Origin of the sequence: Micromonospora polyrhachis, assembly GCF_014203835.1 — a bacterium.
GTDB classification, from domain to species: domain Bacteria; phylum Actinomycetota; class Actinomycetes; order Mycobacteriales; family Micromonosporaceae; genus Micromonospora_H; species Micromonospora_H polyrhachis.
This window is the reverse complement of record NZ_JACHJW010000001.1, coordinates 1,967,732-1,994,489: the sequence shown is the minus strand read 5'-3', so window position 1 is coordinate 1,994,489 and position 26,758 is coordinate 1,967,732. Positions and strand designations below refer to the sequence as shown.

The window sequence follows — 26,758 nt, the reverse complement described above, 5'->3', positions numbered from 1 at the left end:
ATGGTCCGACCGGTTGGCCGGTGGCTACCGTGATCTCTCGTTGGAGCGAGACGCCAACCGGAAGGACCAGCCGTGTCAGAACGGGTACAGCGTCTGGTGGCGGTCCTCTACGAGCATCCGCTGCTCGGCGAGGGGATTGCGCGAATACTGCTGGCCGAGACCGACGCCGAGGTGGCGCTGGCGTCGGTCGGGAGTGGACCAGCGGTGGAGGTCCTCCTGGCTCGCCAGCCCAACGTCATAATCTTCGAGGGAAGCCGGTGTGAGCTGGACTGCAAGCGGCTCGCACCGAAAGCGGTGCTCATCGACGTGACGTCGGCCATGAGCACCGCCCCGCATGTGCCCACGGCAAACACGGACCTGGGCCGGATCATTCTGGTGGCGGGCGGCGACGAAGCGGCACCCCAGATCATCGGTGCCGGGCGCTCCGCCTGACCCGGTCGTAGCGAGGCCGCACCGCACGGATCTATCGGCCGGTACGCGGGTCACACAGACCCACCCTGTATCGGATATCTACCGCCTGACAGATGGGATTCTCTCCGTCCTGGCCTGACGATGGTCGCGATGGAAACTCTGTATGCCTGGCTCACCGCCGCGAAATGTGACGCGGCGGCCAGAGGCAGTCGTGATGAGGGTCGGGTGGTCTTGTGATCTCGAAGCACACCTCCGTCTCGCTCTCGGGTCGATTGTTGACCCGACGACTACGCAATATCGTCCACAGGCCGAACAGGCCTGCGGATCCGTCCGGCGAGGATGCCCCTCGCGATGGCCCAAAGAAGCGGGGTGGTGCGGTTCAGTCCGTAGTGGCTGTTCTGTTAGGCATGGTGCTGGGTCTCGGCCTCTTCACGTTTGGCTATGCCGATGGCGCGTCGTACCTGGGAAACGACCCCGCCACCTGCGCCAACTGCCATGTCATGCAGGAGAACCACGACAGCTGGTTGAAGTCCAGCCACGGCAAGGTGGCCACCTGTAACGACTGTCACACGCCGCCGGGCACGGTGGCCAAGTACGTGAGTAAGGCGCAGAACGGTTTCTTCCATTCACTCGCCTTCACCACGCAACGTTTCCCCGACGAGATCCAGATCAAGAAGCGCAATCTGGAGGTGACGGAGAGCGCTTGTCTAAAATGTCACAAGGATGTGGTCACCGGCATTCAGGCAACTCGTTCTCACGACCAGAAGATATCGTGCGTCGAATGTCATCGCACGGTTGGGCACAGGTAGGTGAGGAGAATGAAACTAAAAAAGGTAACACCGAAACGCAGGAGGCTGATCCTGCTTTCGGCTGTCGTGCTGAGCGCGTTTGCCACAGTGGGGCTGACCGCTTTCCTGGTCAATATATTCGAGCGTAAACAGGAAGCGCACACCCCGTACTACCCGGTGGTCGAGTTGGACGACAACACCACCGACCCCGCCATCTGGGGTAGGAACTTCCCCCTACAGTACGACAGCTACAAACGTACGACGGAGCAGCAGAAGACCCGGTACGGCGGCTCGGAGGCGGTGCGGCGAACCCCCACCCAGGTCGACCCGCGCACCGTCGTCTCGCAGGACAAGCTCAAGGAGGACCCCCGCCTGGTCAAGATGTGGGCCGGCTATGCGTTCGCGACCGACTTCCGGGAAGAGCGTGGGCATGCCTACATGCTTGAGGACCAGAAGTACACGAAGCGCGTGACGGAATTCAAACAGCCAGGCACCTGCCTCAACTGTCACGCTTCCACCTATGTCCTGATGAAGGACCTGGGCGGCGGGGACCTCTTCAAGGGCTTCGACAAGATGAACTCGATGACCTACCACGATGCCTCCGCCATGGCGGAGCACCCGGTGGCGTGCATCGACTGCCACGATCCGAAGACGATGAAACTGCGGATCACCCGTCCCGCGTTCATGGAGGGCATCAAGGCGTACAAGGCGTCCATTGGTGTCAAGGACTTCGACGTCAACCGCGACGCCACCGCGCAGGAGATGCGTTCCTACGTGTGCGGCCAGTGTCACGTCGAGTACTACTTCAAGGGCGCGGAAAAGCGACTGACCTTCCCGTGGCAGAACGGTCTGACAGTTGACGACGCGCTCGCCTACTACGACAAGGTTGGGCACTCGGACTTCGTCCACAAGGAAACCGGCGCCAACGTACTCAAGGCGCAGCATCCCGAGTTCGAGATGTACAACCAGGGCGTGCACGCCAAGGCCGGCGTATCCTGCGCCGACTGCCACATGCCGTACAAGAAGGAAGGTGCTGCCAAGGTCAGCGACCACCAGCTTCGTAGTCCGCTGTTGGACGTCAACCGCTCCTGCCAGACGTGCCACCGCGCATCCGAGCAGGATTTGAAGAGTCGTGTAGAGAACATCCAGAACCGCTACACGCACTCCCGTGATGTCGCTTTCGACGCCCTCGTCGAACTGATCAACGACATCGCTGCGGCGCAGAAGAACGGTACGCCCGAGGCGAACCTGAACGCTGCCCGCGACTTCCAACGGAAGGCGCAGTTCTTCATCGACTACGTCGAGGCCGAGAACTCGGGCGGCTTCCACGCACCCGGTGAGACGCTCCGTGTCCTGAACGATGCCACCAACTACGTTCGGCAGGGTCAGCTCGCACTTCGGGGCGTCATGCCGCCGCAGCCGCCGAAGACGCGGTGAGGGTCACCGTCAGCTAGTCGTACTTCGGTCCGACGGCCGGCAGTGACCGCACTGCGGTAGTGCTCGGGGGAGGAGCGCCAGATGGCCTCCTCCCCCGAGTTTTTGTGGGTGTCGGCGCTCACCGCGATCCTTGCCCGCTACCGGCTACCCATCGGTGCCGCACCCATGGATCGCGCCCGCAACCGACTGTTGGGGCAGGTCACGTCACTGCGCCGGCCACGCACAGGTCTCCCGGTGTAATCGCCGGAGGCGCGTCGCCGACTTCGGACCGACCGGTACAGGCGGGACTATGCCCTTCGTGGCTACGGCTATAACTCCCACGCTGCGGATCTATCGGAAACGTGTCGGGTGACGGATGGCTGCCGAAGACCCTCAAGACGATCGTTGAGGTGTCACTCAGAGCGGCGTGGACACCGCACCACGCGATCAATACCGGGAGATTCAGATGGCTCGGCGTCGAACGGCTGTGGCGGGTTCTGAAGACTCGGCAGGCTTCCCCCATACGCTTCTGAACTGGCTCGGTCTTCCTCCCGATGCGAGTGCGGACGACGTCGAGGCCGCCCACGACCGTCTCGTGGCCTTCCTGGATTCGGCGCCACCCGGTCTCCAGTCCTGGGCCCGGCAGCAGGCCACCACGGCGGGTGCGGCATACGCGGTGCTGTCCGGCCGGGAGTCGGATCCAGTGGGCGCGACGGCGCGGGACGACCGGGCACCCGTGACGGATGGCGACGCGGGCGACTCCGGCAGCGCCAGCCACGCGGACGAACCCGACGAACCCGACGAGCCCGACGAACCCGACGAGCCCGACGAGCCCGACGAGCCCGACGAGCCCGACGAGCCTGACGAGTCCGACGAGGATCTCCGGAACATTCTCAATTTGGGCGACTTCGACGAGGACGACTTCGACGAGGATGAGGTCGACCAGGCCGAGGCCGTCCGGGCCGCGTCAAGCAAGCGCCCTGCCGCCGGTCAGGGCCGAGGCCGGGCAGCGGAGCCCCGGAAGCAGTCGGCACGACGGGCCGCACGCAGCCACCCACGCCAGTCCTCCCCAGCGGGGCTGGGACGCCGGTTGCGTAACTCCCGGATGTTCCCGGTCGCCCTGATGCTGATCGTCGCCGCGCTGGTGTACGGCGTCTATCGGGTGGGGGGTGACACCTCGCCCGACGCCAACACAAGCGCCAACACAACTGCCTCGCCCACCGCCCAGCCGCTCGACGAGGCCAAGGTCGCCACGCTGATGAGCAAGCTCCAGGCGAACCCCAAGGACGTGGAGACGTTGCGATCACTCGGCGACGTCTACTTCCAGGCTTCCGACTACAAGACTGCGGCCACCTGGCAGCAGAAGATCATCGACATCAACCCGAACGACATCAACGCCCGGCTGGCGCTCGGCGTCGCACTCTTCAACACCGGTGACACCACCGGCGCGGAGCAGCACTGGTTGAAGGTCGTCGCACTCGATCCGAAGCAGGCTGAGGCGCACTACGACCTGGGCTTTCTTTACCTGAGCAAGAACCCACCGGACAACGCGAAGGCGAAGGCGGCGTGGGAAGAGGTAATCAAGATCGACCCCAACTCCGAGCTTGCCAAGACCGTCTCCACCCACATGGACAGCCTGGTCGACCCGTCTCCCTCGCCGTCGACCACCTCGCCCGGCGGCGGGAAGTGACGACATGACCGGGATTACGCTGCCACTCGCGGTTCTCGCCGGGGTCGTATCCTTCGCCTCGCCCTGCTGCCTGCCCATGGTGCCGGTCTTCGTCAGCTACATGGTCGGTGCCACACCGGCGGACTCGCCCCGCGCCCGTCGGGTCGCCTTCGCCCAGGCGCTGGTCTTCGTCCTCGGATTCTCCGCGGTCTTCGTCGCGCTGTGGGCCTCGATCGGGCTGATCGGCTACGTGCTCGGCGACTATCGCGACGTGCTGCGGACGGTCGGCGGTGCCGTGCTGATCGTGATGGGTCTGCACGTAGCCGGTCTGATCGAGATCTCGGCGCTGTACCGGGAGGTCCGGGTACCCGTACGCACGGGCGGTGGACCGGGTGCGGCCGGTGGCCCTGGTGCGAATGGCGGCTCGGGTGTGAACGGCGGCTCGGGTGTGAATGCTGGCCCGGGTGCGGCCGAGTCCAGCCCGGCCGCGCTCGCCCCCAGTTACCGACGCTCGGCACTGCTGGGGGTCGCGTTCGGGGCGGGGTGGACGCCGTGCATCGGCCCCATCCTCGGCGGAATCATCGGCCTGGCCTCGGTCACCGACAGCGTCGGTCAGGGCACGGCCCTACTCGTCGCATACGCGTTGGGGCTGGGCATCCCGTTCATCCTGGTCGCCATCGGTGCGACCGAGGTGAGTCGCCGCCTGGGCTGGCTGCGGCGGCACCACACCGCGGTGTCGATTGTGTCGGGAGCGCTGCTCATCCTGACCGGCTTCCTGATGATCACCAATATTTTCGGCAAACTCTCCGGCCTAGCGCCCACCTTCGGTCTCTGAGCGAGGATCAGATGAGCCAGAAAACGCATACCGATGTCGACGAAACAGTGACCGGTCGGGAGCAACCGGGGAACCTGGCCCGCGACGACCTCGACTCGGGCATCGAGATCTCGCCACGGGACCTGGTCGACCGGATCTACCGATTCCTCATCTCCAAGCGGACCGGCCTGACGCTGATCCTTGCCATGGGGCTGCTCACCCTGGTGGGCACGCTGCTGGAGCAGGCGCCCGACCGGGTACGCGACGACCCGCAGGCGTACGCGAGCTGGCTCGACTCGGTCCGGCCGAAGTACGGCGGTTGGACGAATCCACTGAACATGGCCGGGATGTTCGAGGTCTTCTCATCCGTCTGGTTCAAGTCGGTGACCATCCTGCTGGCGGTCAGCATTCTCGCCTGCACCATTCACCGGACGCCGCAGTTGTGGAAACGGGCGATGCACCCCCGTATCCATGTTGCTGAGGCATTCTTCAGCCACGCCGGGCTGCGCGCAAAGGTCACCCTGCCCCTGCCGCCTGAGCAGGCAATCGAGCAGGTTCGCGCGGCGCTGAACGGACGTCGGTTCCGTACCATCACGGACCCGAGAGGGCCGGGTCTGAACCTCTACTCGGACCGGTTCCGCTACACCCCGTTCGGCACAGTCCTCGCCCACCTGGGTTTCGTGGTGATCCTGGGCGCGGTACTGATCAGTGCCACAACCGGTTTCAAGAACACGCAGTTCCCGGTGACGGTCGGTACGCGGGCGGATGTGGGCTACGGCACCGGCCTGACGGTCGAGGCGAGGTCCTTCTCCGACACGTACCACGCGGACGGCCGACCGAAGGACTACGTCAGCGAGCTGGTGCTCTACCGCGGCGACAGGGAGCTGGCCAGCCAGGAGGTGCGGGTCAACTCGCCACTGCGCTGGGAGGGCGTCACGTTCTACCAGTCGTACTTCGGTGTCTCCGCGGTGATGCAGGTCAAGGACAGCAGCGGCAAGAACATCTTCGACGCGGGTGTGCCGCTCTCGTTCACCTCCGACGACGGCCAGAACGCCATCGGCCAGTTCACGATGCCCGACCAGAACCTGATGGTGTACGTCGTCAGCGCCGCGTCGGGCCAGGTGGATCCGACCATCAGGGCCGGGCAGGTGCGGTTGGAGATCTTCCGGATGGACAGTGAGCAGGCCATCGGGGCCGAGGTGCTGTCGCCGGGCCAGCCGACCACCATCGGCGACCTGACCTACACCTTCGAGCGGGAGCGCCAGTTCACCGGACTGATCGTCTCTCGGGATCCGGGCGCGCTGTGGGTGTGGGTCGGCTCGTCGCTGATGATGCTCGGCCTGTGTCTTGTCCTCTTCTTCCGGCACCGGCGGATCTGGGTGCGGGTGCGGTCCACCGACGAGGGGAGTGAGGTTCTCCTCGCCTCTACGGAGCGGCGCGACTCGGGATTCGAGTTGTGGTTCCGCCAGTTCGTCGCCGATGTCGGCGCGCTCGCCGAAAAGCCGGGCGGGCACCACGAGAAGGTAGGAGCGAAAGATGCTTGAGTTCTCCCAATACTGCCTTATCGCCAGCAGCATCCTGGTCGCCTTGGCGATGGTCTCGTACGTGGTCGTCCTCGCGATGCGGCGCACGGTCCGTCAGCCGGCACTGGCACACGCCGGGGCAAGAGGCAGCGGCTCCACGGAAACACCGGAGGGCGTGCGGGGTGTCGGAGCGACCGCCAAGCCGACCGGCCTGGTCTGGTACGGCAGCCGCCTCACCGTCCTGGCCTTGCTGTTTCTCACCGCCGCGCTGGTGGCACGGACGGTGGCAACCGGACACGGGCCGTTCTCCAACCAGTACGAGTTCGCCGTGTCCTTCGCCTGGGGCATGCTCGCCGCCTACATCTACTTCGAGTGGAAGTACCAGGTGCGGATGCTCGCGCTGGTGGTGTTGCCGATCACCGAGGCGATACTGCTCTACTCCGAGACGGCCGACGCCGCCGCCTCGCCGCTGGTGCCGGCGTTGCAGAACAACCTGCTGCTGACCCTGCACGTCGTGACGGCGGTCGTCGCCTACGGTGCCGCTGCGGTCGCCTGCGCGGCTGGTGTGCTGTACCTGATCCAGCCGGAGGGCGGCCGGCGCGGCCTGCCCAAGCCGGCGTTGCTCGACGAGATCGGTTACCGCGCCGTGGTGGTGTCGTTCCCGATGATGACCATCATGATCATCCTGGGTGCGATCTGGGCCGACATCGCCTGGGGTACGTACTGGAGCTGGGACCCGAAGGAGACCGCGTCACTGGTCACCTGGCTGATCTACGGCGCGTACCTGCATGCCCGGGTGGTCCGGGGCTGGCGCGGCCGGCGGTCCGCCTGGCTGCTCATGCTCGGCTTCGCCGCGGTGCTGTTCACCTACTTCGGCAACCTGTTCTTCGGTGGGATGCACGCCTACGCCTAGCGACAACCAGTGGGCGCGGGGACTAGTGGCGATCGCGAAGAGACAGGAGAGGAGAGTCCACGATGACGTCGGTGACGACAACTGATCGCCCGGCTGGTTGGCGCGCCCGAATCCGAACGAGCCGCGTCGGCACGCTGGCGGTGCTGGCCGTGACCACGGTCCTGGTGATGGGTGCGGCGTACCTGGTGGACCGGCCGGACCCGGACGCGGACGGGGTTACCGCCGTGGAGCTGACCGGTGCGGCGTCCGGCCCGCCACCAGCGGTGGGCAAACCCGCCCAGGACTTCACGGCCACGACCGTCGACGGTCAGCCGGTGTCGCTGAGTGAGCACAAGGGGAAACCCATCTGGTTGACCTTCGGTGCCAGTTGGTGCGCGCCCTGCCGGGCTGAGGCTCCGGACATCCAGGCCGCGTACGACCAGGCGAAGGCCAACGGTGTTGTGGTGATCGCGGTCTACCTCTCCGAGGACGCCAAGGACGTGCGGGATTACGCCATCCGACTGGGGCTGGACTTCCTTCACGTGGCCGACCCGGAGACCCGCATCGCCTCGGCCTACCGAGTGATGGGCATCCCGACGCACTACTTCATCAACCGCGCTGGCGAGTTGCACTCGATCAAGGTGGGTGTGCTCAACCGCGCCCGGATGGATGCCGCGCTAGCGGAGATCAGCAAATAGACGTACCGGTACGCCTCCGATGAGGTCACGGGCGGGTAGCCGCGCAGAGCTTGCCGAATCGAAGCGGCGGGCCTGACGGGAGTGGCGGGGCCTGACGAGAACGGAGTCGGGCCCCGCCGTCTGGAGCGGTCCTCACGGCAGCCGCTCCAGCGGGCCGTTGTCGGGGTCCATCAGGGCGGTGAAGTGGGCGACGAGACGTCGTACCAGCTCCGGGTCGTGCAGGACGACGCCGGCTTCGAGGTTGCTCGACAACGCCCGGTCGGTGAGGTTAGCGCTGCTGATCAGCGCGGCCCGGCCGTCGGCGGAGATGAGCTTCGCGTGCAGGGCCGACCGGGGGTTGCCGGCGGCGGCCCGTCGCTGCGCCGGCCAGTGCCAGAAGACGGCCCGGTCACGCAGCTCCGCGAAGGCGGTGGTGGCCCCGGACGGTCCGCGCAACGCACCCCCTTCGTCAGCCGAGCTTTCCAGGACCAGGTCGATGTGTACGCCTCGACTGGCGGCCGCCACCAGTTCGGTGACCACCTCGGTGACGCCGTACGCGGCGAAGCTCACGACGAGCAGGGAGTCCCGGGCTGCCCGGATCAGGCCGACCACGACAGAGCTGGTCAGGCGCACCGGGACGGAAGGGCTGGTCGGGCCGCTGATGACCAGTTCGGTCCGCTGGGCGGCAGCCTGCTGGTGCAGGTGTGCAGCGCTGCGTAGCGCGAGGGCGATCGCCGGGCCGGGCAGCTCGGGTGCCTCGGTACGCCAGGCGACGAGCAGTTGCCGGACGTGGGAGGCGATCGCGTAGCCCGGTCGTGCGTCGATGAGTGCCGCCTCCACCGAGCGATCCGGAGCGGTCACCTCAGCCAACACGTCAGCCCAGGCCGTGACATGTCCAGCGGGCAGCTCTGCGGCGATGCCGGCGATGATGTTCGCGAACGCCTCGTGGCTCATCAGGGGAAGAATCCGTACCCGCTGCCGGTGAGGGTGTCGACCAGCAGTGCCCGGTCGAGGTAGTGGTTTCCTCGATGACAGGAGGTCTCGGCGGCGAAGAGGCAGGCGTGGCAGGCGGCTGCCGAGAGCCGGCCGTGCACGGTGGGATCGTGCTCGGCGCAGAGCGGATCGGAGCTGCACAGCCGGGCGGTTTCCAGGGCTCGTTCGACGAGTGGGCCGAGCCGGTCGGCGCGGCCGAGCGAGACCAGGCCACCGAGGGTGCCTTCGCTGTCCGGGGCGGCGGTGTAGAGCAGGACTCCGGCGGCGGGTGTCTCACCCGGCCAGGCATAGATGCGTTCGCCGATGCCGGCCGCGCTGTAGCCACACTCCAGCGCGAGTTCCCGGATAAGCACATGGGAGAAGGTGTGCAGCAGGACGTAACGCAGGCCGGGCCACCCACCCGGCGGCAGCTGGCGCTGGGCCCGCCACCTGTCATGCGCCCGGATCAGTAGCTGCTCGCGTTGCTTGACCTCCGGCTGGTGTTCCCACTCGACGACCCGGGCCTCGTCGAAGCGTAGGAAGATTCCTTCGCCGCGCATTTCCGCACAGGGCAGCCAGGTCGGGTCCTCGATGGACAGCGGTGCTCTGCGCCGATCCGGAGTGTCGAGTACGTCCCACTCGGGCGCGTCGATTCGGGTGAAGCCGTACAGGGCGGCGACCTTGCGCAGTCGGGGTACGAGGACGACGTTGCGCAGCCAGTCCTCATGCTGGGCCGACACCGGCACCGGTCGGGTGGTGAAGTCGGGTAGTTCGGTTGTGGTGTTGGTGGTGAACGCCCGCCACTCGGGCGTGAGCACGTCGTCGGTGTCCTGGTCGTCTTCGGCGGGCCCCGCCTGGGCGCAGTGCTGTATCGCCTCCCAAACCCGGTCCACGCCGTACGGCTCCACCTCTGGCCAGCAGGTCTGCGTCGGCAGGATCATCTTGGCGATCGGAGCGTCCAATCCGGCCAGTAGTTGCAGGGTCTGCCAGTGGTCGGCGACGACGTGGTCGACCGGGTGTTCGGCCCGGGGCAGGCTGATTACCGGTAGCTGCATGGCGAACCAGCTGTTGGTGGCCCCCAGAGCCAGCGTGCGGGTAGCCGCGTCGCACGTCTCGTACGTACCGAGGTGGGGATGCCGCCCCCGGCAGGCGGGCAGGTGCTGTTCGGCCTGCACCCCGATCGCGTCGGACATGGGTCGTATCGCCCCGCAGCCGTCCGCGTCGCAGGAGACGAAGACGTTGACCGCTTCACCGGTGCTGCCACGCTCCGAGAGCTTCAGGGTGTGGCCCACGCCAGGGTCGTTGCCCCGGTGGACGAAATAGGACCAGGGGAAGTCGTCCAGGTGACCGTTGCCGCAGGCCAGCACGAATCGGGCCGGCACGGCGGTGGGGCGCCGGCCACCGTTGCCCCGGCACCCGTGCACATAGCGGACCTTGTCTGGCAGGTGGGAGGAGAGCAGCTCGAAGATGCCGGTATCGGTGGGGGCCAGCCGGTTGCACCGGGTGTCGGAGCAGCGTAACCAGGTCGGAAACAGGGCGACGGGCACGCCGATCCGGGCCCATTCGGCGAACGGGTCCGAGGTCTCGGGCAGGTGCGGGGGCAGCCGCAGGGCCTGGACCTGGCTGCCGAGCTTGGCCCGCATCAGCGCCAGCAGGCGATCCTCGGTGGTCACGGTGGAGCGGGCCAGATCCCAGTGGTCCAGGCCAAGCGTCATGACCGACAGACTGGGCAGGTCGGCGACGGAGCCGACACCGTAGGTGTGCAGGAGTTGGTTGGGACGCAACGCCCCGACGCGAAGGTTGCGCTGCGGATCGGTCATGAGGTTGCCGCCGGGTTGCTGGTGTCTCGGGAGCGGAACGGTGGGGGGTTGTCAGCGGCCACGCCGCTGATGTGCAGCTGTAGCTGGATACCGGGCTCGACGTCGCGTAGCGAGGTGGGGCAGGTGGTCTGCCGCCAGCGTCCCTCCTCGGGGCGATGTAGCAGGCCGGCGATGTCGTCGCTGCGGTACGGCTTGTCGTAGGCCAGCCGGCGGGCCGGCACCGAGCGTTCCCGGGCCCACAGGTCGAGGCGCGCTTCGAGTTCGTCCTCGACCCGGTTGCGGGTGGCGTTGTCGGCGGCCACGCTGCTACGGCGTTTGAGGAACCGTACGACGTGATCGGCGAGCTTGCTGTGCCGGTCGAACTCCTGAGCGCGCAGATTGCCGCTGTAGCCGGGTTCGAGGTTACGCACCAGTGCCACCAGTACGCCGGTCAGACCCCGGTCGATGGCGCGCTCGGCGAACGGGGTCACCGACAGCGCCTCGACGTGCCGGTAGACGTTTGCGTGGAAGTGGTCGAACTTCTCGTAGTGCGACAGGTCACGCGGCCTGGCCCAGTTGTAGACGGTGAAGACCAGCCCCGGTGCGGCTCGCCCGACCCGGCTGGTGGCCTGGATGTATTCGGCGGTCGACTTGGGCTGGTTGGCGACGACCATCACGCCGAGCCGGGACACGTCCACGCCGACAGCGATCATGCTCGTGGCCAGGAGCACGTCGATCGGTGGCGGGCTGCCCTTGGGGCGGGTGCCACTGAACCGTACGGCGAGTTGGTCCAGCAGCGGCCGGATGTCGTCCGACGGCATGCGGGAGGTCAACTCCTTGAGTAGCGGGTCGAATCGTCGGGCCAGTCCGCGTTCGTCGGCCCGGATGAGTCGGGTGGACACGTCGTCCTCTACCAGGCGACGCATCCCGCCCAGGTCCCGCAGGCTGTTGAAGTAGCCGACCAGGGTCATGTAGGGGTCGGTGATCGGGTTGTGGCCGTACCTGTCGTGTAGTTTCTGTGCCGCGCCGAGCACCGAGACGTAGACCCGGATCAGGGTGGACTTGATCCGTGTGCCGTGGGCGCAGATGCCGATGTAGCGGCGTCCGGGGTGCCCGGTGGCGGGGCGCTGGCGGGCGAAGAAGCTGTCCGAGGCGTCCAGTCCGGGCGGTGGGAACACTTCGGTGTGGCGGTGGAACAGCGCGTCGATCTGCCGGTGGGCGCGGCGTACGGTGGCGGTCGAAGCGATGACCTTGGGGCGGGACCAGTGGCCTGGCTCCGGCTCCCAGCTCGCCAGCCGGTCCACAGCGGTCTCGTAGAGGCCGACCAGGGAACCGAGCGGCCCGGAGATCAGGTGTAGCTCGTCCTGGATGACCAGGTCCGGCGGGCGCAACCGTGGGCAGTCGACGATGCGGGCGGGTGGGGCACCACCTTTCATGCGGTGGGTCGGTTTTTCCCAGTCGGCCCGTTCGAGGTCCTCGGTCAGGTAGCCGTGGCGTTCGCACCGTCGACCGACCCGGCCGAAGAGGGCGGCGGTCTCGCCCTTCCACGGCAGTTGGGCGAACTTGTCCACGGTGGCGATCAGTAGTGCGGGCGGATGACGATAGATCTCCTCGTCGACCAGCAGGACCGGCAGGCCCTTCTCATCCGCGGGCAGCGTGAACCCGCCCGTTTCACTGAACGGGCACTCCACCTCCGGGCAGATCACCAGGGTGCGTCGGTATACCTGTTCCACCGAGATGTCCCGGCCCGCCTCGATGCCGGTGCCGCACCACGGGCAGGTGGTGAGCTGGTGCGGGGAGCCCTGGCCCCGGGTCGCCATGCCCCGGCCCCGGCGCTGCCGGGACAGCCACTCCTCGGCATCGTCGGTGCGGTTGGGGGTGACCCGCCCGCCGACCCACAGCCCGATCCGGATTGGCTGCTCACCCCAGGTGGACTGGTCGGCGCGGCGCAGCGTTTCCGCAGCACAGATCAGGGTGGCGGCTCGCTCGAACTGTTGGATGGTCAGCAGTCGAAGGGTGTAACGCATCAGGACGGCAAGGCCAGTGGCAGCCGCCATGCCGCCGTATGCCGGTTGGAGCCGACGTACGGCGATGGTGAACGCGGTCAGGCCCAGGTATGCCTCGGTCTTGCCACCACCGGTGGGAAACCACAGCAGGTCGGCGGTGGCCTTTCTGGGGTCCTCGGTGCGCTCGGCGTGCCGGGGGTCGGCCAGCGCTGGCAGGTTGAGCAGGACGAAGGCCAGCTGGAATGGGCGCCACCGATGGTTGGTCGGCTGGTCGGCGTCGGTGATGCACTGGGCCAGTGGGGTGTGGGGATGCTCGCGCCGGTCGGCGGCGACCACGCTGTGCACTCGTTGCAGATACATGGCCCGGTTGGCGAACCCGAACGCTCGCCGTGCGACCGGGTCCGACGCGAGCAGCCGGATGCCCGCCTCGATCCGGTCGGCGGCCCGGCGGGCGTCCCGCACCGCCTCGCGTGCCTGCGGCCGATAGCCGTCGAGCCGTCGGGTCGGGTCACCGGCCGTGGTTTCGTTGCGGTCGATCCAGGATCGGTAGCCGTCGACGAGTGGCTGGATCACCGCCGTGAGCGCCTCGACCGGGCCGTCTTCGGCCAACTCGGCCAACCGCCGCATGTCCAACACCACGTTGGCCAACTCGGGCAGGTCCGTGTCCTCTGCGGCGCTGGGCACGTCGGTGAACGGCACCTCGTGTTCGGGAACGGTCGTGGTGCGAATGGTGTGTGCCCGCATCAGGTCGTCGTCCGACTGCTCGGCACGCACCGCCGTGCCGTGCCCGACCGCGAACTCGGGCTGGAACCGGTAGGCCATCGCCAGTCGACGCCGTTCGGCCTGATCAGAGGCGTCACCGCCGGTGATTTGCTCCGGGCGGGGCGCGAAGGCCGGTTGGCCGTCCACACCGGTCGCGGTCAGCTCGGCCTGGAAGAGCCAGAGCGCCGCATCCCGCTTGACTGAGGCGGGCTGACGGTTTTCCAGGAACAGCGAGACGAGCCACAGGCCGTCGCGCCGTCGGGCCCGCCCGCGTACGACGACAGCCGGCTGTTCCCGGTCGACCACGGTCTTGGGCAGCAGCCCCTCATCGAGCCGAATCCTGACCGTGCCACCCTGCTGGTATCGACGCCAGACCCGCTTGCCGGCGTGTTCCTCATGTGTCGAGGCGGTCCGTTCGTAGCGTCCCCAGTGGGCGGTGATCGTCAGCGCGGTGACATCGCCGGCAACGGTTGCGGTGAACCCCAGTGCGGAGGGGGCGAGGCTGGGCACGTTCGGGGCGCTCGGCTCGGCGTCGCCCTCCAGGATGTCCGATGTCGTCGCGTCAGACAGCTCGTCCTGGGTGTCCGGCTCGACAGATATGCCGTTGGGTGCCAGCCGGCCCAGGATGTACCGATCAAGTGGATCTTCCCGGAATTCTTCGTCCTGCCCACCGAGCGGTCCGAGCAGGTCGGCGCGGACCAGCCGTTCCAGCTCCGCACGGATCACGCGCTCATCCGGTACGGCGAGCACACCCTCCCCATTCATGACCGCCACCGTAGTCTGTTGGGCCGACCGCCGCCGTCTCGCTCCGAGCTGAGCTGCTGACCGAAGACGCTTTCCCTCTGGAGATAGCCGCCGATCAGCCCTGGTGTTTACGTCACATGGTCGTCCAGTGCGCATCGGGTGGTGTCGAAGATTGGGGCAGAAATGGCGGTGAGCAGCCGCTTTGCTGGCGGATAGTCCGGGTCGACGTGTCGGCCAAGGACAATGGTGGCCACGGTTGCGGCGCCAGTGGCCTTCAGAGCATGCGCTAGATGATTGAGTCCTAAATCTTTGCTGGTGGGAGGTGCCGGCGTACTGGTACAGGGAAGGGTGTCGTTGTCTGCTCGTGACAGCTGACATCAACACCCTTCTGACCGCACTGTACGTGTTCGTAGACGATCACCTGGTACCGCGTCGCCGCCGTCCCGGCCGGCCCCAGCGGTTGTCCGACGCCGAACTGGTCTGCCTGATGATCACCCAGGTCCTGTTCGACTTCCCTCGTGAACGGCACTGGATCCGCTGGGCCGGCACCCACCTGCGCGACATGTTCCCGTACCTGCCGACCGCGTCCGGCTACGGCAAACGGGTCCGCGGCAGCGGTCAGCTCATCGCCACCGTGCTCCGGGCCCTGGCCCATGTCACCCCGACCAGTGCCCCGATCCTCAGGTTGATCGACTCCACCCCGGTACCGTGCGGCACCTCGCGGGAGACCACGAAACGTTCGGACCTGGCCGGGGACGCCGGCTACGGCTACAGCGCCTCACACTCCCGCTACTTCTGGGGCATGCGCCTGTATCTACTGGCCACAGCCGAGGGCATGCCCGTGCTGTGGTGCCTGGCCAACCCGAAACTCGACGAACGGGAGGTGATGGCCGCCCTCATCGAGGCCGACCACCACCTAATCGCCGACGGGCAGGTCATCCTGGCCGACCGTGGCTTCGCCAGCCCGGAGTTCGACCAGTTCTGCGACCTGCGGAGCATCCACCTGGTCCGCCCGAAACGCGCCAACGCCAAGGCCGACGCCCCACGCACCCCGGCCGAGAAAGCCCTGCTCCGCGCCCGCCAATGGATCGAGTCGATCTTCCAGAGCCTGAAAGGCCAACTCTCCCTGGAACGACACGGAGCCCGCCGACACGACGGCCTGTTCGCCCGCGTCGGTCAACGCCTACTCGCCCTGGCTGCCGTGATCTGGCACAACACCAACATCGGCGCACCCAACCCAAGATCACTCATCGCATACGACCATTGACCAGCAGGGATTTAGGACTCAATCATCTAGTGATTGCGCTCGGGCACCAGTTGTCCAGGTGTCGTCCAGGATCAGGGCGTGAACCCGCCCGTGCTGCTCGGGCATGGCCGGCGTGAACCAGTCAGCATGGAACTCATGGTCGTCTGGGCCGTACTCAGGGCTCGGAGCGCTCAGGATCCATGGGAGATCGAGCCGAGCCCCGACAAGTGCCGTGAGGGGATGTGTGCCGGCACGACCTCGGGTACTCGGGACGATCGCCACATGCGTTGGCGCAGCACCGGTTTGAGCTTCGACACAGTGGAGATGATCGCGAAGGAAGAGCAGCAGAAGGGCTAGCAGGCTCCATTTTGCCTGGCCGGACGGGGCGATGCCCTTGTAGGTGCGGAGGTTGTGGTGGTGCTGGCCGGTGCGAGGCGAGTAGGAGATGGGGAGCACCAGACCGGGTTGTGTGCGACTGGCAACGGAAGCAGAGCGGATAGCCCTCGCTGCGTACGCCCCGACAAGTCGGGCATACCCAGGAGAGTGCTGGCAACGGGTTGCGCAGGAAATTGCGCTGCACATCCACGTACTGGCGGATGGTGCTCCATGGTTGGTCAGCGGAGGGCGAGGTCAGGGAAGTTCTCCAGGCCAGCTTCGGTGGGCAGGTGGTTGACGATGTCGTCAATGGCGTCCAGTAGCGCTGCCGTGCCATGTACGACGTAGACGCCCGGGTTTTCGGCGAACTTCTTGGCCCAGTCACATCGCATGACTTGACTGGTGAGAACGACGGGACGGCCGTGTTGGAGGGCGAGTCGGGCCTGGGTTCGCGCCCCGCTGGTCTCCCCTGCTTCGACGACGACGGTCGCGACCGCGTAACCGCTCATTACCGCGTTGCGCATGGGAAAGCTCTGCTTGGTCGGCGGAGCGTCGGGCCAGAACTGGCTGATGACGAGTCCGACATCGGCGATGTGGTCTTGGAGTTGCCGGTTGGTTGGCGGATAGTAGCGTCGGATGCCGGTGCCGATGACCGCCACGGTGCGTCCGCCGGCCTCTAGCGCGGCGGTGTGAGCGGCGGTGTCGATACCCTTGGCGAGCCCGCTGACCACCGTCACGCCGCGTCCAGCCAGGGAGGTGGCGACCGCACGTGCGATACGCAACCCGTCATCGGTGGCGTTTCGGCTGCCCACGACGGCCACGGCATGATCATGAATACGCAGGTCGCCACGGGTGAACAGCAGTGGCGGCATTTCCCTGACGCCGAGAAGCTGCGCGGGGTAGGTGTCGTCAAAGAAGGCGTGAACGCCGATCCCCGCACTTTGCCAACCGGCGATCTCTTCGACCGCAGCGTTGACGAGCTCGTGGGTGGCATGAGTGTCCGGGAACAGGGTGTCCGGTCGGCCGACGGTTCGGTCGAGGACTCCGATTGCGCTGTCGCTCTCCTGGATGTCGAGAGCGATGTCCGACCACTTGGCAGCGGGGCGGCGTAGCAGGGCGACGAGGGCCGCCCGCTCGATCATCGCCGTCTCCATGTCACGATCCTAGGTCTCACCCCGAGGTCCTGCCTTGGCCCCCCAGGTCGGTCTCGCTGACCGATGTTGCGACGGATGCCCAGGTCGTCCCGCACTGCTCGAACATATGTTCGCCTCAGGGGTTCGTCAAGTAGCTGCGACACGTACGCCGACTGCCGCCCTGGGTGTTAGGAAGGGCCCCTTCCTATACAGCTTGAGTTCTAGTGGTGGTTGCAACACCTGATCTGTTCAGGAGTTGCAGTGTTCGAGATCCGTAAGGACCGGGCGCCTCAGGGCCGGAAGAAGTTGCATGCTGAGCGTCAGGCTTATCTTGATCTTGTGGCGCAGGGTGTAGGTACCGCACAGGCGTGTCGGATCGTCGGGGTCAACCGGCGTACTGGCCATCGTTGGCGGCACGGGCGGAAGTCCCGGGCCGGGCAGGAGGCGCAACCTCCTGCCCGGCCCGGGACTTCCTCCGGTCGGTTTCTGTCCGTGGACGACCGGATCCTGATCGCTGACCTGCGGCGCGAGGGCAGGTCGCTTCGGTCGATCGCAGCCGAGGTGGGGCGGGATCCGTCCACGATCAGCCGTGAACTGCGCCGTAATGCCCATCCCGGGACAGGGGACTACCGCCCTCACGCGGCTCAGGCACGGGCCGAACAGCGGCGCCCACGGCCGAAGACGGGCAAGCTCGCCGCGAACCCGCGGCTACGCCAGGCAGTGCAGGACGGCTTGGACCGTAAGTGGAGCCCGGAACAGATCGTGCAACGGTTGCGGCGAGACTTCCCCGACCAGCCAGGGATGCACGTGACCCACGAAACGATCTACCAGGCGCTCTACGTGCAGGGACGCGGTGAGCTACGCCGCGAGCTGACTCGGGCGCTGCGTACCGGCCGCGCGGTCCGCCGCCCGCGCCGCCAACCCGGACAACGTCAGCCTCGCTTCACCGCGCCCATGGTGATGATCAGCGACCGGCCCGCCGAAGCCGACGACCGGGCCGTGCCCGGCCACTGGGAAGGCGACCTCATCATCGGTAAGGACAGCGCCTCGGCCATCGGCACCCTGGTGGAACGCGCTACCCGCTACGTCCTGTTGGTGCACCTGGGTCGCGGTCGTACCGCTGAGCGTGTCCGTGACGCGCTGCAGGCCACCGTCGCCACCCTGCCGGCCCACCTCAAACGATCCCTGACCTGGGACCAAGGCACCGAAATGGCCCTGCACCACCAGTTCAGCACCGCTGCGGACATTCCCGTCTACTTCTGTGATCCACACTCGCCCTGGCAACGCGGCTCCAACGAGAACACCAACGGTCTGCTTCGCCAGTACTTCCCCAAAGGCACCGACCTCGCCGTCCACGCCCCGGAGCACCTCGCCGCCGTCGCCGCCGAACTCAACGGCCGACCACGCAAAACACTCGGCTGGGACACCCCAGCCGAGCGCATCGCTAAGCTTCTGACCGAAGCCAGTTGATCACCTGTGTTGCAACGACCCCTGGAATCCGCCCAGAAAACGATAGGAAGGGCCCCTTCCTTCCAGCCACGCGTGGGGGACAGGGTGTGCGAGGTCTGGGTACCCGGTGCCGGCAGAGTGGGCGGATGAGTCCGGTGAGCCGTGGTCGAAAAGGTCAGTCGAAGAAGAGGGCACAGCGGCGCTCGGTGCCGCTGGTGGTGGTTGGTGACCCGGATCCCTGTGACTGTCCGGGGTGTTCCGGGGAGGAAGTCGACCGGGAACAGCTGCTCGACGGTCTGCTTGCCGGTGGGGTCGAGCTGCTCGACACGGACGATCCGCTGGACGCGGAGATGGTGGGTGCCTCCTTTCTGGCGACCGTCATGGCGGCGGAACCAGACTTCGAGGAGCCGCTCGTGGACGGGCTCATCCCGTCGTTCGAGGCGCGGGCCACGCCGGAGGCGCTGGCAATGCTGCTGGCCATCGGTTCGGTGGCCAGGGACGGCCGGGTCGGCAAGGCGGCGTCGGCGGCTGCTGACCGGCTCGCCGAAGCCGGCACTCCTCGACCGGCGTGGGTGGCCGAGCTGAACGAGCCGGTGATGGTCACCGACTGCCGACGACTGAGCGACCGGCAGGGCGCCGGCGCGATGTTCTCCGGCGTGTTCCACCGGGCGGATCGTTCGCTGGCGTTGCTGATGAGCGTGGACACTCCGGACTGCGGAGCGGCGAGCCAGATCCTGCTGATAGGTACGGATGACCTCCCCGAGGCGACGCGAATGATGCGGGACAGCCTCGAACGAGGTGGGCTTGCCTTCGAGGATGCGGAGTTGGATCCGGCTGAGTTTCGCTGGCAGGTGGAGAACGCCCTGGTGGTGCGAGCCGCGCACGACCGCGAGTTGGGCCCGTTGAACGGGGTCGACTTCGCGGATGACGAGGAGGTTCTTGACTACGCGGTCCTGTCGGTGCTGGTGGGGGCGAGGTTGGCCCAACTGCCGGCGTCCAGCAAGCCCGTCCTGCCGCACGAGGAGTGCGAGCATGATGACGACGCCCAGTTGGCGATGCTGCGCGGACTGGTCGGCCAGGCCGGGAGGCTGTTGGCGCGCGGGGGGCCACGCGGTCGGCGTACACCAGCGCTGCCCCCGAAACGCAAGAAGGCGGACGGACCGGCACCCATCTTTCAGATCAAGGTGGGGTTGCGGGATGCGAAGCCACCGATCTGGCGGCGGCTTGAGGTGCCGGCGAATGTGACCCTGGCGAAGTTGCACGACATCCTCCAGATCGCCTTCGCCTGGGAACACAGTCATATGCACGTCTTCGAGACCCCGTACGGCGAGTTTGGCGTCCCCGATCCGGACCTTGGCCACCGTTCGGCGGCGTCGGTGAAGTTGGAGCAGGTCGCCCCGGGGGAGAAGAGCAAAATCAGCTACACGTACGACTTCGGCGACTCCTGGGAGCACGAGATCGTGGTGGAGAAGGTGCTCGACCGGGACAAGGCGACGACCTATCCGCGATGCACCGGCGGTCGGCGGGCAGCTCCGCCGGAGGACTGCGGCGGGATCTGGCGCTACAACGGCCTTGAGGAGATCCTGGCCGACCCAGAGCATCCGGAGCATGCCGACATGGTGGAGTGGCTCGGGTTGGACGATCCCGCCGACTTCGACCCGGCCCGGTTCAGCGCCGAGCAGGTGAACGAGGCGCTCGCAGTACTGCGCTGAGGCGGAACGCAGGCGTCACTGGAACAACACGTACGTCATCCCACTGGGATGACGTGCCTGGTGTTCCAGTGGCCGTCGCAATCAGGGGCCGACGCAGAGCTCGGCAATGTCAGGCGGGCAGCCAGACGGAGCCGGCGTGGCGTTTCACGGTTGTCTGGGGACGCAGTTGTTGCTCGTACGCTCGACCGTGTATTCCCGGTCGTCGTAGGTGATGCCGGACGGTACGCCGTCGAAGTGGGTCTCGACCTTCTCCCAGCCTCGCCGCTGCTCGTAGTGCAGGTGCGGAGCGCCGGAGTTGCCGGTGCTCCCGACCCGCCCGATCTGCTCGCCCTGGACAACGCGTTGACCTTCTCGAACAAGCGGCGGTTCGAGTAGGTGGAGGTACTGGGTTTCCCACTTGCCGCCGTGATCGATCTTCACCCAGTAGCCGCCGCCCCGGCCGCGCGGGCCGTCCGGGTTGTCGGGCGTACGACCGCCCAGCGATCCGTTGATCCCCGCCTCGGTGACCGTGCCGGCGTAGGACGCCAACACCGGTCGTCCCCACGCCTTGCCCTCGGTCGGGAACAGGTCGACGTCGTAGTCGTCGTGGCCGGGATAGGTACCGAGCTGCCAGGTCTCGCCGCAGGCGACCGGGAGTTGGAAGAGCGGGCGCGGACCCGCTGGCCGCAGCAGCGGCACGACGACCAGGGCGATGACCAGAGCAACGGCGAGGACGATCGCGCCTGCGGTGATCGTAAGCACGATGCGTTTGGTACGGCGTCGGGGCGGGTGGCCGGGCGTCACCGCCAGAGCATTTCAGACGCCGGCAAGCATTCCAGACGCAGGCAAGGCCACCCGCTCAAGCCGGGACAGCTACCGGCCACGCCGACTTAGCTACCGGCCACGCCGACTTAGCTACCGGCCACGCCGACTCAGTGGCGGTTACGCCATGCCTTGGCGCGTCGCATGTAACGGATCACCCCGGCTGGGCCAGTCGAGACGGGCCAGTCGTCGGTGCGGAAGTAGGCGTCGGAACCGCCGTCCAGGAAGATCACCGAGCCGCAGAGGAAGTCGGCGGCCGGTGACAACATGAACGCGACCCATTCGCCGACGTCCTTCGGATTGCCGCGCCCACCGATCGGCACGGCCAACTGCTCGACCGAGGCCTTCTCGCCCCGGGCGATCTGCTCGTCGAGCAGTGGTGTGGCGATGATGCCGGGGGCGAGGATGTTGACCCGGATGCCGGCACCGGCCCACTGCGGTGAGATCGCGGCGCGACGCGCCCACCGCGTCACGGCCAGCTTGGAACTCGCGTACGCGAAAGGTGCCGAGCGTTTACCGAAACGCCCCACCACCCGCAGTGCCTTTGCGGGCTTCCGGTCGAGTAGGGCGCGTACGGCCTTCTCCGGCACCATCGGGGTGAGCGTGACGGAGTTCGACCCGAACACCACGACCTTGCTGTTGCCGGCTGCGGCCAGCGCCGGCCGCCACGCTTCGAGCAGGTCCACGACGCCGAAGTAGTTGACCTGCTGGACGAGGCTGTCCCGGCCCGGGATGCCGCCGAGCCCGGCGGCGCAGACCGCGCCGTCGAGTCGGCCGCCGGCGCGGTCCAGCACCTCGGCCGCCGCTGCCGCACGCCCCTGCGGCGTGGACAGGTCGGCGATGACCTCGACGTTACGTAGGTCGACGCCGATGACGCTGTGCCCGTCGCCACGCAGCCGCTCGGCTGCGGCCTTGCCCATGCCCGAGGCGGCACCGGTTACCGCGTACGTACCCATGTCGGTTCCTTCCCGTTCTGTCAGCTGCTAAGCCGGCCAACCCGACTGCATGTCCGAACCCGGTCAGAGGACGGACTTCATCTGTTTGGCGACGATGTTCGCGGCCAGTCGGGGTGCCACCCGGGACAGCCCGTCGAGCAGGCGGGCGTCGGATCCGATGACGACACGGAACGTGCCCTTCTCCACGGCGCGCACGATCTTCTGGGCGGTACGCTCCGGCGTGGTGGCCCGGACCTTTCGGCCACCGGCGTCGATCATCCGTACGCCGGAATTGCCGCTGATGTTGGTGCTGATGTTGCCCGGGAAGACGACGGTCACCGCCACGTTGGTGTCGATGAGTTCCTGGTACAGGCCCTCGGTGAACTGTTTGACCGCCCCCTTGGTGGCGCTGTAGAACGCCTGGCCGGCGAAGGAGACGAGCCCGGAGAGGCTGGAGACGTTCACCAGGCTGGCCGCAGGACGCTTCACCAGTTCCGGCAGGAACGCGAGCGAGACGTTGACCGTGCCCCAGAAGTTCACGTTGACGATGCGTTCGATCTCGTCACGGGTCAATTGCGGAATCCGGACGAAACGGTGAACGATGCCGGCCAGGTTGATGACCCCGTCGACCTGGCCGTGGGTGTCGAGTACGGCACCGACGAGGGCGTCGACGGCGTGCCGGTCTGTGACGTCGACGACGTGCGTGGAGAGCCGCTGCGCAGCCGTTCCGGCGAGTGCGGAGGTCTCTTCGAGACGGTTGACGTCGAGGTCGACGGCGGCGACGTGGGCACCGCTGTGCAGCAGTTGGAGGGCGACCTGCCGCCCGATGCCGTTGCCGCCGCCGGTAACGACGAAGACCCTGCCGGGGATCTGCATGGGGACACCTTCTACGGGAGTCAGCGGCCCTCGGGCCGAGCCTGGGTGGGGAGTTTGCCCGCCGCATGGCGCCCGACGACGTAGCCGTAGACGAGGCCCTGACCGATGGTCGCGCCAGCTCCGGGGTACGTGCGGCCGAACGCGTTGGCGGCGGCGTTGCCGATCGCGTACAGGCCGGGGATGGGGACTCCCGCGGCGGACAGCGCCCGGCCGAGGCCGTCGGCCTGGATGCCGCCGCAGGTGCCCAGGTCGGACAGTACGATTTTGACGGCGTACAGGTTGCCCGAGAGGGGCCTGAGGTTCGGGTTGGGCGTCACCGTCGGGTCGCCGTAGTAGCGGTCGTACGCGCTGGCCCCTCGGTGGAAGTCGTCGTCGACCCCGGCGGCGGCGAACTGGTTGAACCGCGCCAGGGTGGCGTGCAGCGCGTCGGCGTCCACGCCCATGGACCGCGCGAGGTCGCGGGGGTTGCCGGCGCGATGGGCGACACCCGCCTCGTACCAGGACTTCGGCAGCGGAGCCCGAGGGAAGTACGTTCCGGCGAATACGTAGCTGTTGCGGTATCTCTGGTCGAAGACCAGCCACATGTTCGGCAGCGAACCGCGCTCACGGGCGAGGTCGAGCGCCCGCTGGCCGAAGCTCATGTAGTCGCGGGACTCGTTGATGAACCGCCGGCCGGTGTCGTCCACGATGAGCGACCCCGGCAGGGACCGTTCGGCGAGGAGCACCTGTGGTGCGGCGTCGCCGATCGGCGCGACAGCGGGGAACCACCACACCTGCTCCATGAGGTCGGTGCCGGCACCCACCTCCTGGGCGGCGTGGATTCCGTCACCGGTGTTGGTGTCCGCGCCGAGGCTCCAGTCCTGTAGGTCCTGGTGGTGGTGGGCGTGCCGGAGCGGCAGGTTGTGGTCGAAGCCGCCGGTGGCGAGTACGACGCCGCGCTCGGCGCGTACGGTGGATGTCGTTTCGTCGTGGCGCAGCTCGACCCCGACGACCCGGTCCCCCTCGACCAGCAGGCGCTCCAGCGACGTCTCGGTCCAGACCGGGATGCCGGCGCGGCGGACCCCGGCGAACATGCCGGCGGCGATGGCCTGCCCGCCGGCGGCGTACTCGCGTCCCAGCACCAGGCCGCCGACCCCTTGCACGATGCGGGTCGCGATGCGGGGGATCGCGCGCCGAGGGTTCTTGGCCATCAGGTTGAGCCATTTGTAGTCCGCGCCGGTGACCGGCATGGGGACGGGCGCGGAGAGGACGGCGGGGCGGAGGCGCTTGCGGTCGGGGCCGAGGAGCTTCAGGTCGAGGGGACGGCACTCGCAGCTGCGCCCGACGGCCGCGCCACCGGGCAGTTCGGGGTGGTAGTCGGCGTAACCGCGGGCCCAGAAGAACCGCATCGGGGTGGTCCGGCGGAGCATTTCGATGGTGGCGGTGCCGTGGTCGAGGAAGCTGCGCCAGCGTTCCGCCGGGGCGGAGCCGGCGACCACGGCCTCCAGGTACGCGGCTCCGCGCTCGTACGTGTCGCCGGAGCCCTCGTCGGTTAGCACGGGATTGGCGGGGATCCAGAAGGCACCGCCGGAGCGGGCCGTGGAGCCGCCGACCCAGCGCGACTTCTCCACGACCACGACGGACAAGCCGGCCTCGTGGGCGCTGAGGGCGGCGGCCAGGCCGGTGCCGGAGCCGACCACGACGAGGTCGACCGTGGTCGACTGGGGATGCCGGGGGACGGGCATGGGGAAGTCCTCTCCTAGGCAGCGACGGGCCGGGTGCCGGCGTCGACGAGTGCGGCGGTGCCTTCGGCATCCAGCGGGCAGTGGGTGCCGGTGAAGATGCTGGCGGCGCAGAGGTTGCAGTGGGTGCAGGCCGACCGGGTCGCGCGGTCCCGCTGGATCTTGTTGATCAGGTCGGGCTCCCGCAGCAGGGCGCGGGCCATCGCGACGTACTCGAAGCCGTCGTCCATGGCGGTCCGCATGCCGTCGAGGTCGGTGACGCCGCCGAGCAGGATCAGCGGCATGGACAGCTCGCGGCGGAACTGGCGTGCCATGTCGCGGAAGTAGAGCGGCTGGTAGGGGTAGTGGTGGAAGAGGAACCGACCGAACATCTTCATGCCGACCCGCAGCAACGGCGGCTGCGCAGCGGCCATCGCCGACAGCGGGACGTCACCACGGAACAGGTACATCGGGTTGAGCAGCGACGATCCGGCGGTGAGTTCGAGGGCGTCCAGGTGCCCGTCGGCCTGGAGCATCCGGGCGAACGGGATCGACTCCTCAAGGTCGAAGCCGCCCCGTACGCCGTCGGCCATGTTCATCTTCGCGATGACGGCGATGTCGTCGCCCACGGCCTCCTTGACGGCGGCCAGGATCCGACGCGGGAAGTCGGCCCGGTTGGTCAACGAACCGCCGTACTCGTCCTTGCGTCGGTTGATCTTGGGGGACAGGAACGATCCGGCCAGGTAGGTGTGGCCCAGATGCACTTCGACGGCGTCGAAGCCGACCTCGCGTGCGGACGCGGCGGCCTGGCCGTGGGCGGCCACGACCCGCCGGATGTCGGCATGGGTCGCGGCGCGATCGAAGCCCATCGCCAGCGGGTTGAACCGTGCCGACGACGCGAGCGAAGGCAGCCCGTTCGAGCGGGAGTTCGCCACCGGCCCCGCGTGCCCGATCTGGGCGCTGACCTTGGCACCGGTGGCGTGCACCGCGTCGGTCAGCCGGCGCAGTCCGGGCAACGCCTCGGGACGCCAGTAGACCTGGCCGCGTTCGGTGCGCCCCTCGGGTGCGACGGCGAGGTAGGCGACGGTGGTCATGCCGACGCCACCCCGACCGACAGCGGTGTGGTATTCGATCAGCCGGTCGGTGACCAGGGCGTCTGGGGTCGCCCCCTCGAAGGTGGCGGACTTGATCACGCGGTTGCGTAGGCTCACCGGGCCGAGCATGGCCGGGGCGAGTGGGTCGGGGATCGGGGTAGTGGTGGTCACTGCGTGTCCTCTGGTGCGGTGATGTGGATTTCGAGCCAGCGCAGCACGGTGTCGACGGCGTGGGCGGGCGAGTCGCGAGCGCCATCACGGGCCCAGTCGCGCAGCGCGGAGTGGGCCGCCTCGCGGTATACGGTGGCGACCGCCTGGTAGATCGTCTCGGGTGCGCCCGGCCGACGGCGGGCGATCTCGCGGGCGAGGGTGTCGGTCCAGGGCTGGTATGCGAGCGCGGAGGCCGTGGCCAGCTCGGGTTCGGTCGAGACCAGCCGCATCCAGCGGCCACCGTTGCTGCGTACGAGCGGGTCGTCGGAGACGGCGGCGGCCACCGCGGTACGCAGGGCGTCCGGCAACGGTACGTCGAGGGGCAGGCTGGCGAACGCCTCGGTCAGGCGTCGGGTTGCCGCCGGAACCCCCACCCATGCGAGGGCGGCCTTGGACGGGAAGTGCCGCATCAGGGTGCGGACGCTCACCCCCGTGGCTTCGGCGAGGTCGTCCCAACTGGTGGCGGTGTAGCCACGCTCCGCCCACAGCTGTAGCGCCGTGGCCCCGACCGCTTCGGGGTCGAGCACGGTGGGGCGACCGCGTCGGCGGGGCGCGGGTGCGGAGGTGTGCGGAGTCGCCGGAGCCATGCATCCAGTGAAGCATTTATGGCAGGAACCGTCAATAATAGTTCCGTCGATCACCGATTTGGCGTCCACCCGCGCTGACCGAGCGCCCAACGACGTCTGGGCTGGGAACGTTCGTTGCTGCCCCAGCAACAACGAACGTTCCCAGCCCAAGCGCACGGATGCGGGTC

General features: G+C 67.6%; 22 protein-coding genes. 12 read left to right on the top strand and 10 right to left on the bottom strand.

Annotated elements, in window-relative coordinates; all coding sequences use genetic code 11:
* The first annotated feature begins 72 nt into the window (after nucleotides 1–72).
* From FHR38_RS08170 to FHR38_RS08130, 8 genes are all read left to right on the top strand, one after another.
* Complete coding sequence (locus FHR38_RS08170) at nucleotides 73–432, top strand: hypothetical protein (RefSeq protein ID WP_184534102.1); 360 nt, start codon at nucleotides 73–75, stop codon at nucleotides 430–432.
* A gap of 212 nt (nucleotides 433–644) precedes the next feature.
* Nucleotides 645–1,220, top strand: a complete 576-nt coding sequence (gene nrfH / locus FHR38_RS08165; protein WP_312881963.1) for a cytochrome c nitrite reductase small subunit — start codon at nucleotides 645–647, stop codon at nucleotides 1,218–1,220.
* A 9-nt stretch (nucleotides 1,221–1,229) separates the two neighbouring features.
* Nucleotides 1,230–2,636 carry an ammonia-forming cytochrome c nitrite reductase subunit c552 gene (locus FHR38_RS08160; RefSeq protein WP_184539391.1) on the top strand — a complete coding sequence of 469 codons (1,407 nt, stop codon included), beginning with the start codon at nucleotides 1,230–1,232 and terminating at the stop codon, nucleotides 2,634–2,636.
* Between the two features lie 574 nt (nucleotides 2,637–3,210).
* Nucleotides 3,211–4,305 carry a tetratricopeptide repeat protein gene (locus FHR38_RS08150; protein WP_184534099.1) on the top strand — a complete coding sequence of 365 codons (1,095 nt, stop codon included), beginning with the start codon at nucleotides 3,211–3,213 and terminating at the stop codon, nucleotides 4,303–4,305.
* 4 nt (nucleotides 4,306–4,309) lie between these two features.
* Nucleotides 4,310–5,119 carry a cytochrome c biogenesis CcdA family protein gene (locus FHR38_RS08145; RefSeq protein ID WP_184534098.1) on the top strand — a complete coding sequence of 270 codons (810 nt, stop codon included), beginning with the start codon at nucleotides 4,310–4,312 and terminating at the stop codon, nucleotides 5,117–5,119.
* An 11-nt stretch (nucleotides 5,120–5,130) separates the two neighbouring features.
* Nucleotides 5,131–6,642, top strand: coding sequence for a cytochrome c biogenesis ResB family protein (locus tag FHR38_RS08140; RefSeq protein ID WP_184534097.1), 1,512 nt, complete (start codon nucleotides 5,131–5,133; stop codon nucleotides 6,640–6,642).
* The gene (gene ccsA / locus FHR38_RS08135) at nucleotides 6,635–7,534 is read left to right on the top strand and encodes a cytochrome c biogenesis protein CcsA (RefSeq protein WP_184534096.1); all 900 of its coding nucleotides are present in this window, start codon (nucleotides 6,635–6,637) and stop codon (nucleotides 7,532–7,534) included. Before FHR38_RS08140 ends, ccsA begins: the two co-directional genes overlap by 8 nt.
* A gap of 71 nt (nucleotides 7,535–7,605) precedes the next feature.
* Nucleotides 7,606–8,211: a TlpA family protein disulfide reductase gene (locus tag FHR38_RS08130; protein WP_221448949.1), complete on the top strand. Its 606-nt coding sequence runs from the start codon at nucleotides 7,606–7,608 to the stop codon at nucleotides 8,209–8,211.
* 132 nt (nucleotides 8,212–8,343) lie between these two features.
* Here the strand turns inward: FHR38_RS08130 and drmC are convergent, their stop codons facing one another.
* The 3 genes from drmC to drmA are packed head-to-tail and all read right to left on the bottom strand — an operon-like array spanning nucleotide 8,344 to nucleotide 14,494.
* Nucleotides 8,344–9,144, bottom strand: a complete 801-nt coding sequence (drmC, locus tag FHR38_RS08125; protein ID WP_184534094.1) for a DISARM system phospholipase D-like protein DrmC — start codon at nucleotides 9,142–9,144, stop codon at nucleotides 8,344–8,346.
* Nucleotides 9,144–10,982, bottom strand: coding sequence for an MrfA Zn-binding domain-containing protein (gene drmB, locus FHR38_RS08120; RefSeq protein ID WP_184534093.1), 1,839 nt, complete (start codon nucleotides 10,980–10,982; stop codon nucleotides 9,144–9,146). The genes drmC and drmB overlap by 1 nt, the downstream gene beginning before the upstream one ends.
* Complete coding sequence (gene drmA, locus FHR38_RS08115; RefSeq protein WP_184534092.1) at nucleotides 10,979–14,494, bottom strand: DISARM system helicase DrmA; 3,516 nt, start codon at nucleotides 14,492–14,494, stop codon at nucleotides 10,979–10,981. The genes drmB and drmA overlap by 4 nt, the downstream gene beginning before the upstream one ends.
* A 343-nt stretch (nucleotides 14,495–14,837) precedes the next feature.
* On the opposite strand from drmA, the gene FHR38_RS08110 reads away from it, so the two are divergent.
* Nucleotides 14,838–15,740 carry an IS982 family transposase gene (locus FHR38_RS08110; RefSeq protein ID WP_184531708.1) on the top strand — a complete coding sequence of 301 codons (903 nt, stop codon included), beginning with the start codon at nucleotides 14,838–14,840 and terminating at the stop codon, nucleotides 15,738–15,740.
* A gap of 78 nt (nucleotides 15,741–15,818) precedes the next feature.
* A complete protein-coding gene (locus FHR38_RS08105; protein WP_184534091.1) occupies nucleotides 15,819–16,076 on the top strand; it encodes a hypothetical protein in 258 nt (85 codons plus the stop codon).
* Between the two features lie 257 nt (nucleotides 16,077–16,333).
* Here the strand turns inward: FHR38_RS08105 and FHR38_RS08100 are convergent, their stop codons facing one another.
* Entirely contained in the window at nucleotides 16,334–17,248 is a 915-nt protein-coding gene (locus FHR38_RS08100) for a DNA-processing protein DprA (protein ID WP_184534090.1), read from the bottom strand.
* 240 nt (nucleotides 17,249–17,488) lie between these two features.
* Here FHR38_RS08100 and FHR38_RS08095 point away from each other — a divergent pair, with 240 nt between their 5' ends.
* Complete coding sequence (locus FHR38_RS08095; protein WP_376771391.1) at nucleotides 17,489–18,697, top strand: IS30 family transposase; 1,209 nt, start codon at nucleotides 17,489–17,491, stop codon at nucleotides 18,695–18,697.
* A 125-nt stretch (nucleotides 18,698–18,822) separates the two neighbouring features.
* Nucleotides 18,823–20,388, top strand: a complete 1,566-nt coding sequence (locus FHR38_RS08090; protein WP_184534089.1) for a plasmid pRiA4b ORF-3 family protein — start codon at nucleotides 18,823–18,825, stop codon at nucleotides 20,386–20,388.
* Between the two features lie 144 nt (nucleotides 20,389–20,532).
* Here FHR38_RS08090 and FHR38_RS08085 read toward each other — a convergent pair whose 3' ends face one another.
* The 6 genes from FHR38_RS08085 to FHR38_RS08060 all read right to left on the bottom strand — a co-directional run bounded on the left by FHR38_RS08085 (nucleotide 20,533) and on the right by FHR38_RS08060 (nucleotide 26,591).
* Entirely contained in the window at nucleotides 20,533–21,129 is a 597-nt protein-coding gene (locus tag FHR38_RS08085) for a M23 family metallopeptidase (RefSeq protein WP_312881961.1), read from the bottom strand.
* A 170-nt stretch (nucleotides 21,130–21,299) separates the two neighbouring features.
* Nucleotides 21,300–22,145, bottom strand: coding sequence for an SDR family oxidoreductase (locus tag FHR38_RS08080; protein WP_184534087.1), 846 nt, complete (start codon nucleotides 22,143–22,145; stop codon nucleotides 21,300–21,302).
* Nucleotides 22,146–22,208: 63 nt separating this feature from the next.
* Nucleotides 22,209–23,000, bottom strand: a complete 792-nt coding sequence (locus FHR38_RS08075; protein WP_184534086.1) for an SDR family NAD(P)-dependent oxidoreductase — start codon at nucleotides 22,998–23,000, stop codon at nucleotides 22,209–22,211.
* 20 nt (nucleotides 23,001–23,020) lie between these two features.
* Nucleotides 23,021–24,724 (bottom strand): 3-ketosteroid-delta-1-dehydrogenase, encoded by a 1,704-nt coding sequence (locus tag FHR38_RS08070; RefSeq protein ID WP_184534085.1) that lies wholly within the window; start codon nucleotides 24,722–24,724, stop codon nucleotides 23,021–23,023.
* A gap of 14 nt (nucleotides 24,725–24,738) precedes the next feature.
* On the bottom strand, nucleotides 24,739–25,965 hold the full coding sequence (locus FHR38_RS08065) for an NADH:flavin oxidoreductase (RefSeq protein ID WP_312881959.1): 1,227 nt from the start codon (nucleotides 25,963–25,965) through the stop codon (nucleotides 24,739–24,741).
* Entirely contained in the window at nucleotides 25,962–26,591 is a 630-nt protein-coding gene (locus FHR38_RS08060; protein ID WP_184534084.1) for a TetR/AcrR family transcriptional regulator, read from the bottom strand. The genes FHR38_RS08065 and FHR38_RS08060 overlap by 4 nt, the downstream gene beginning before the upstream one ends.
* Between the last annotated feature and the right edge of the window lie 167 nt (nucleotides 26,592–26,758).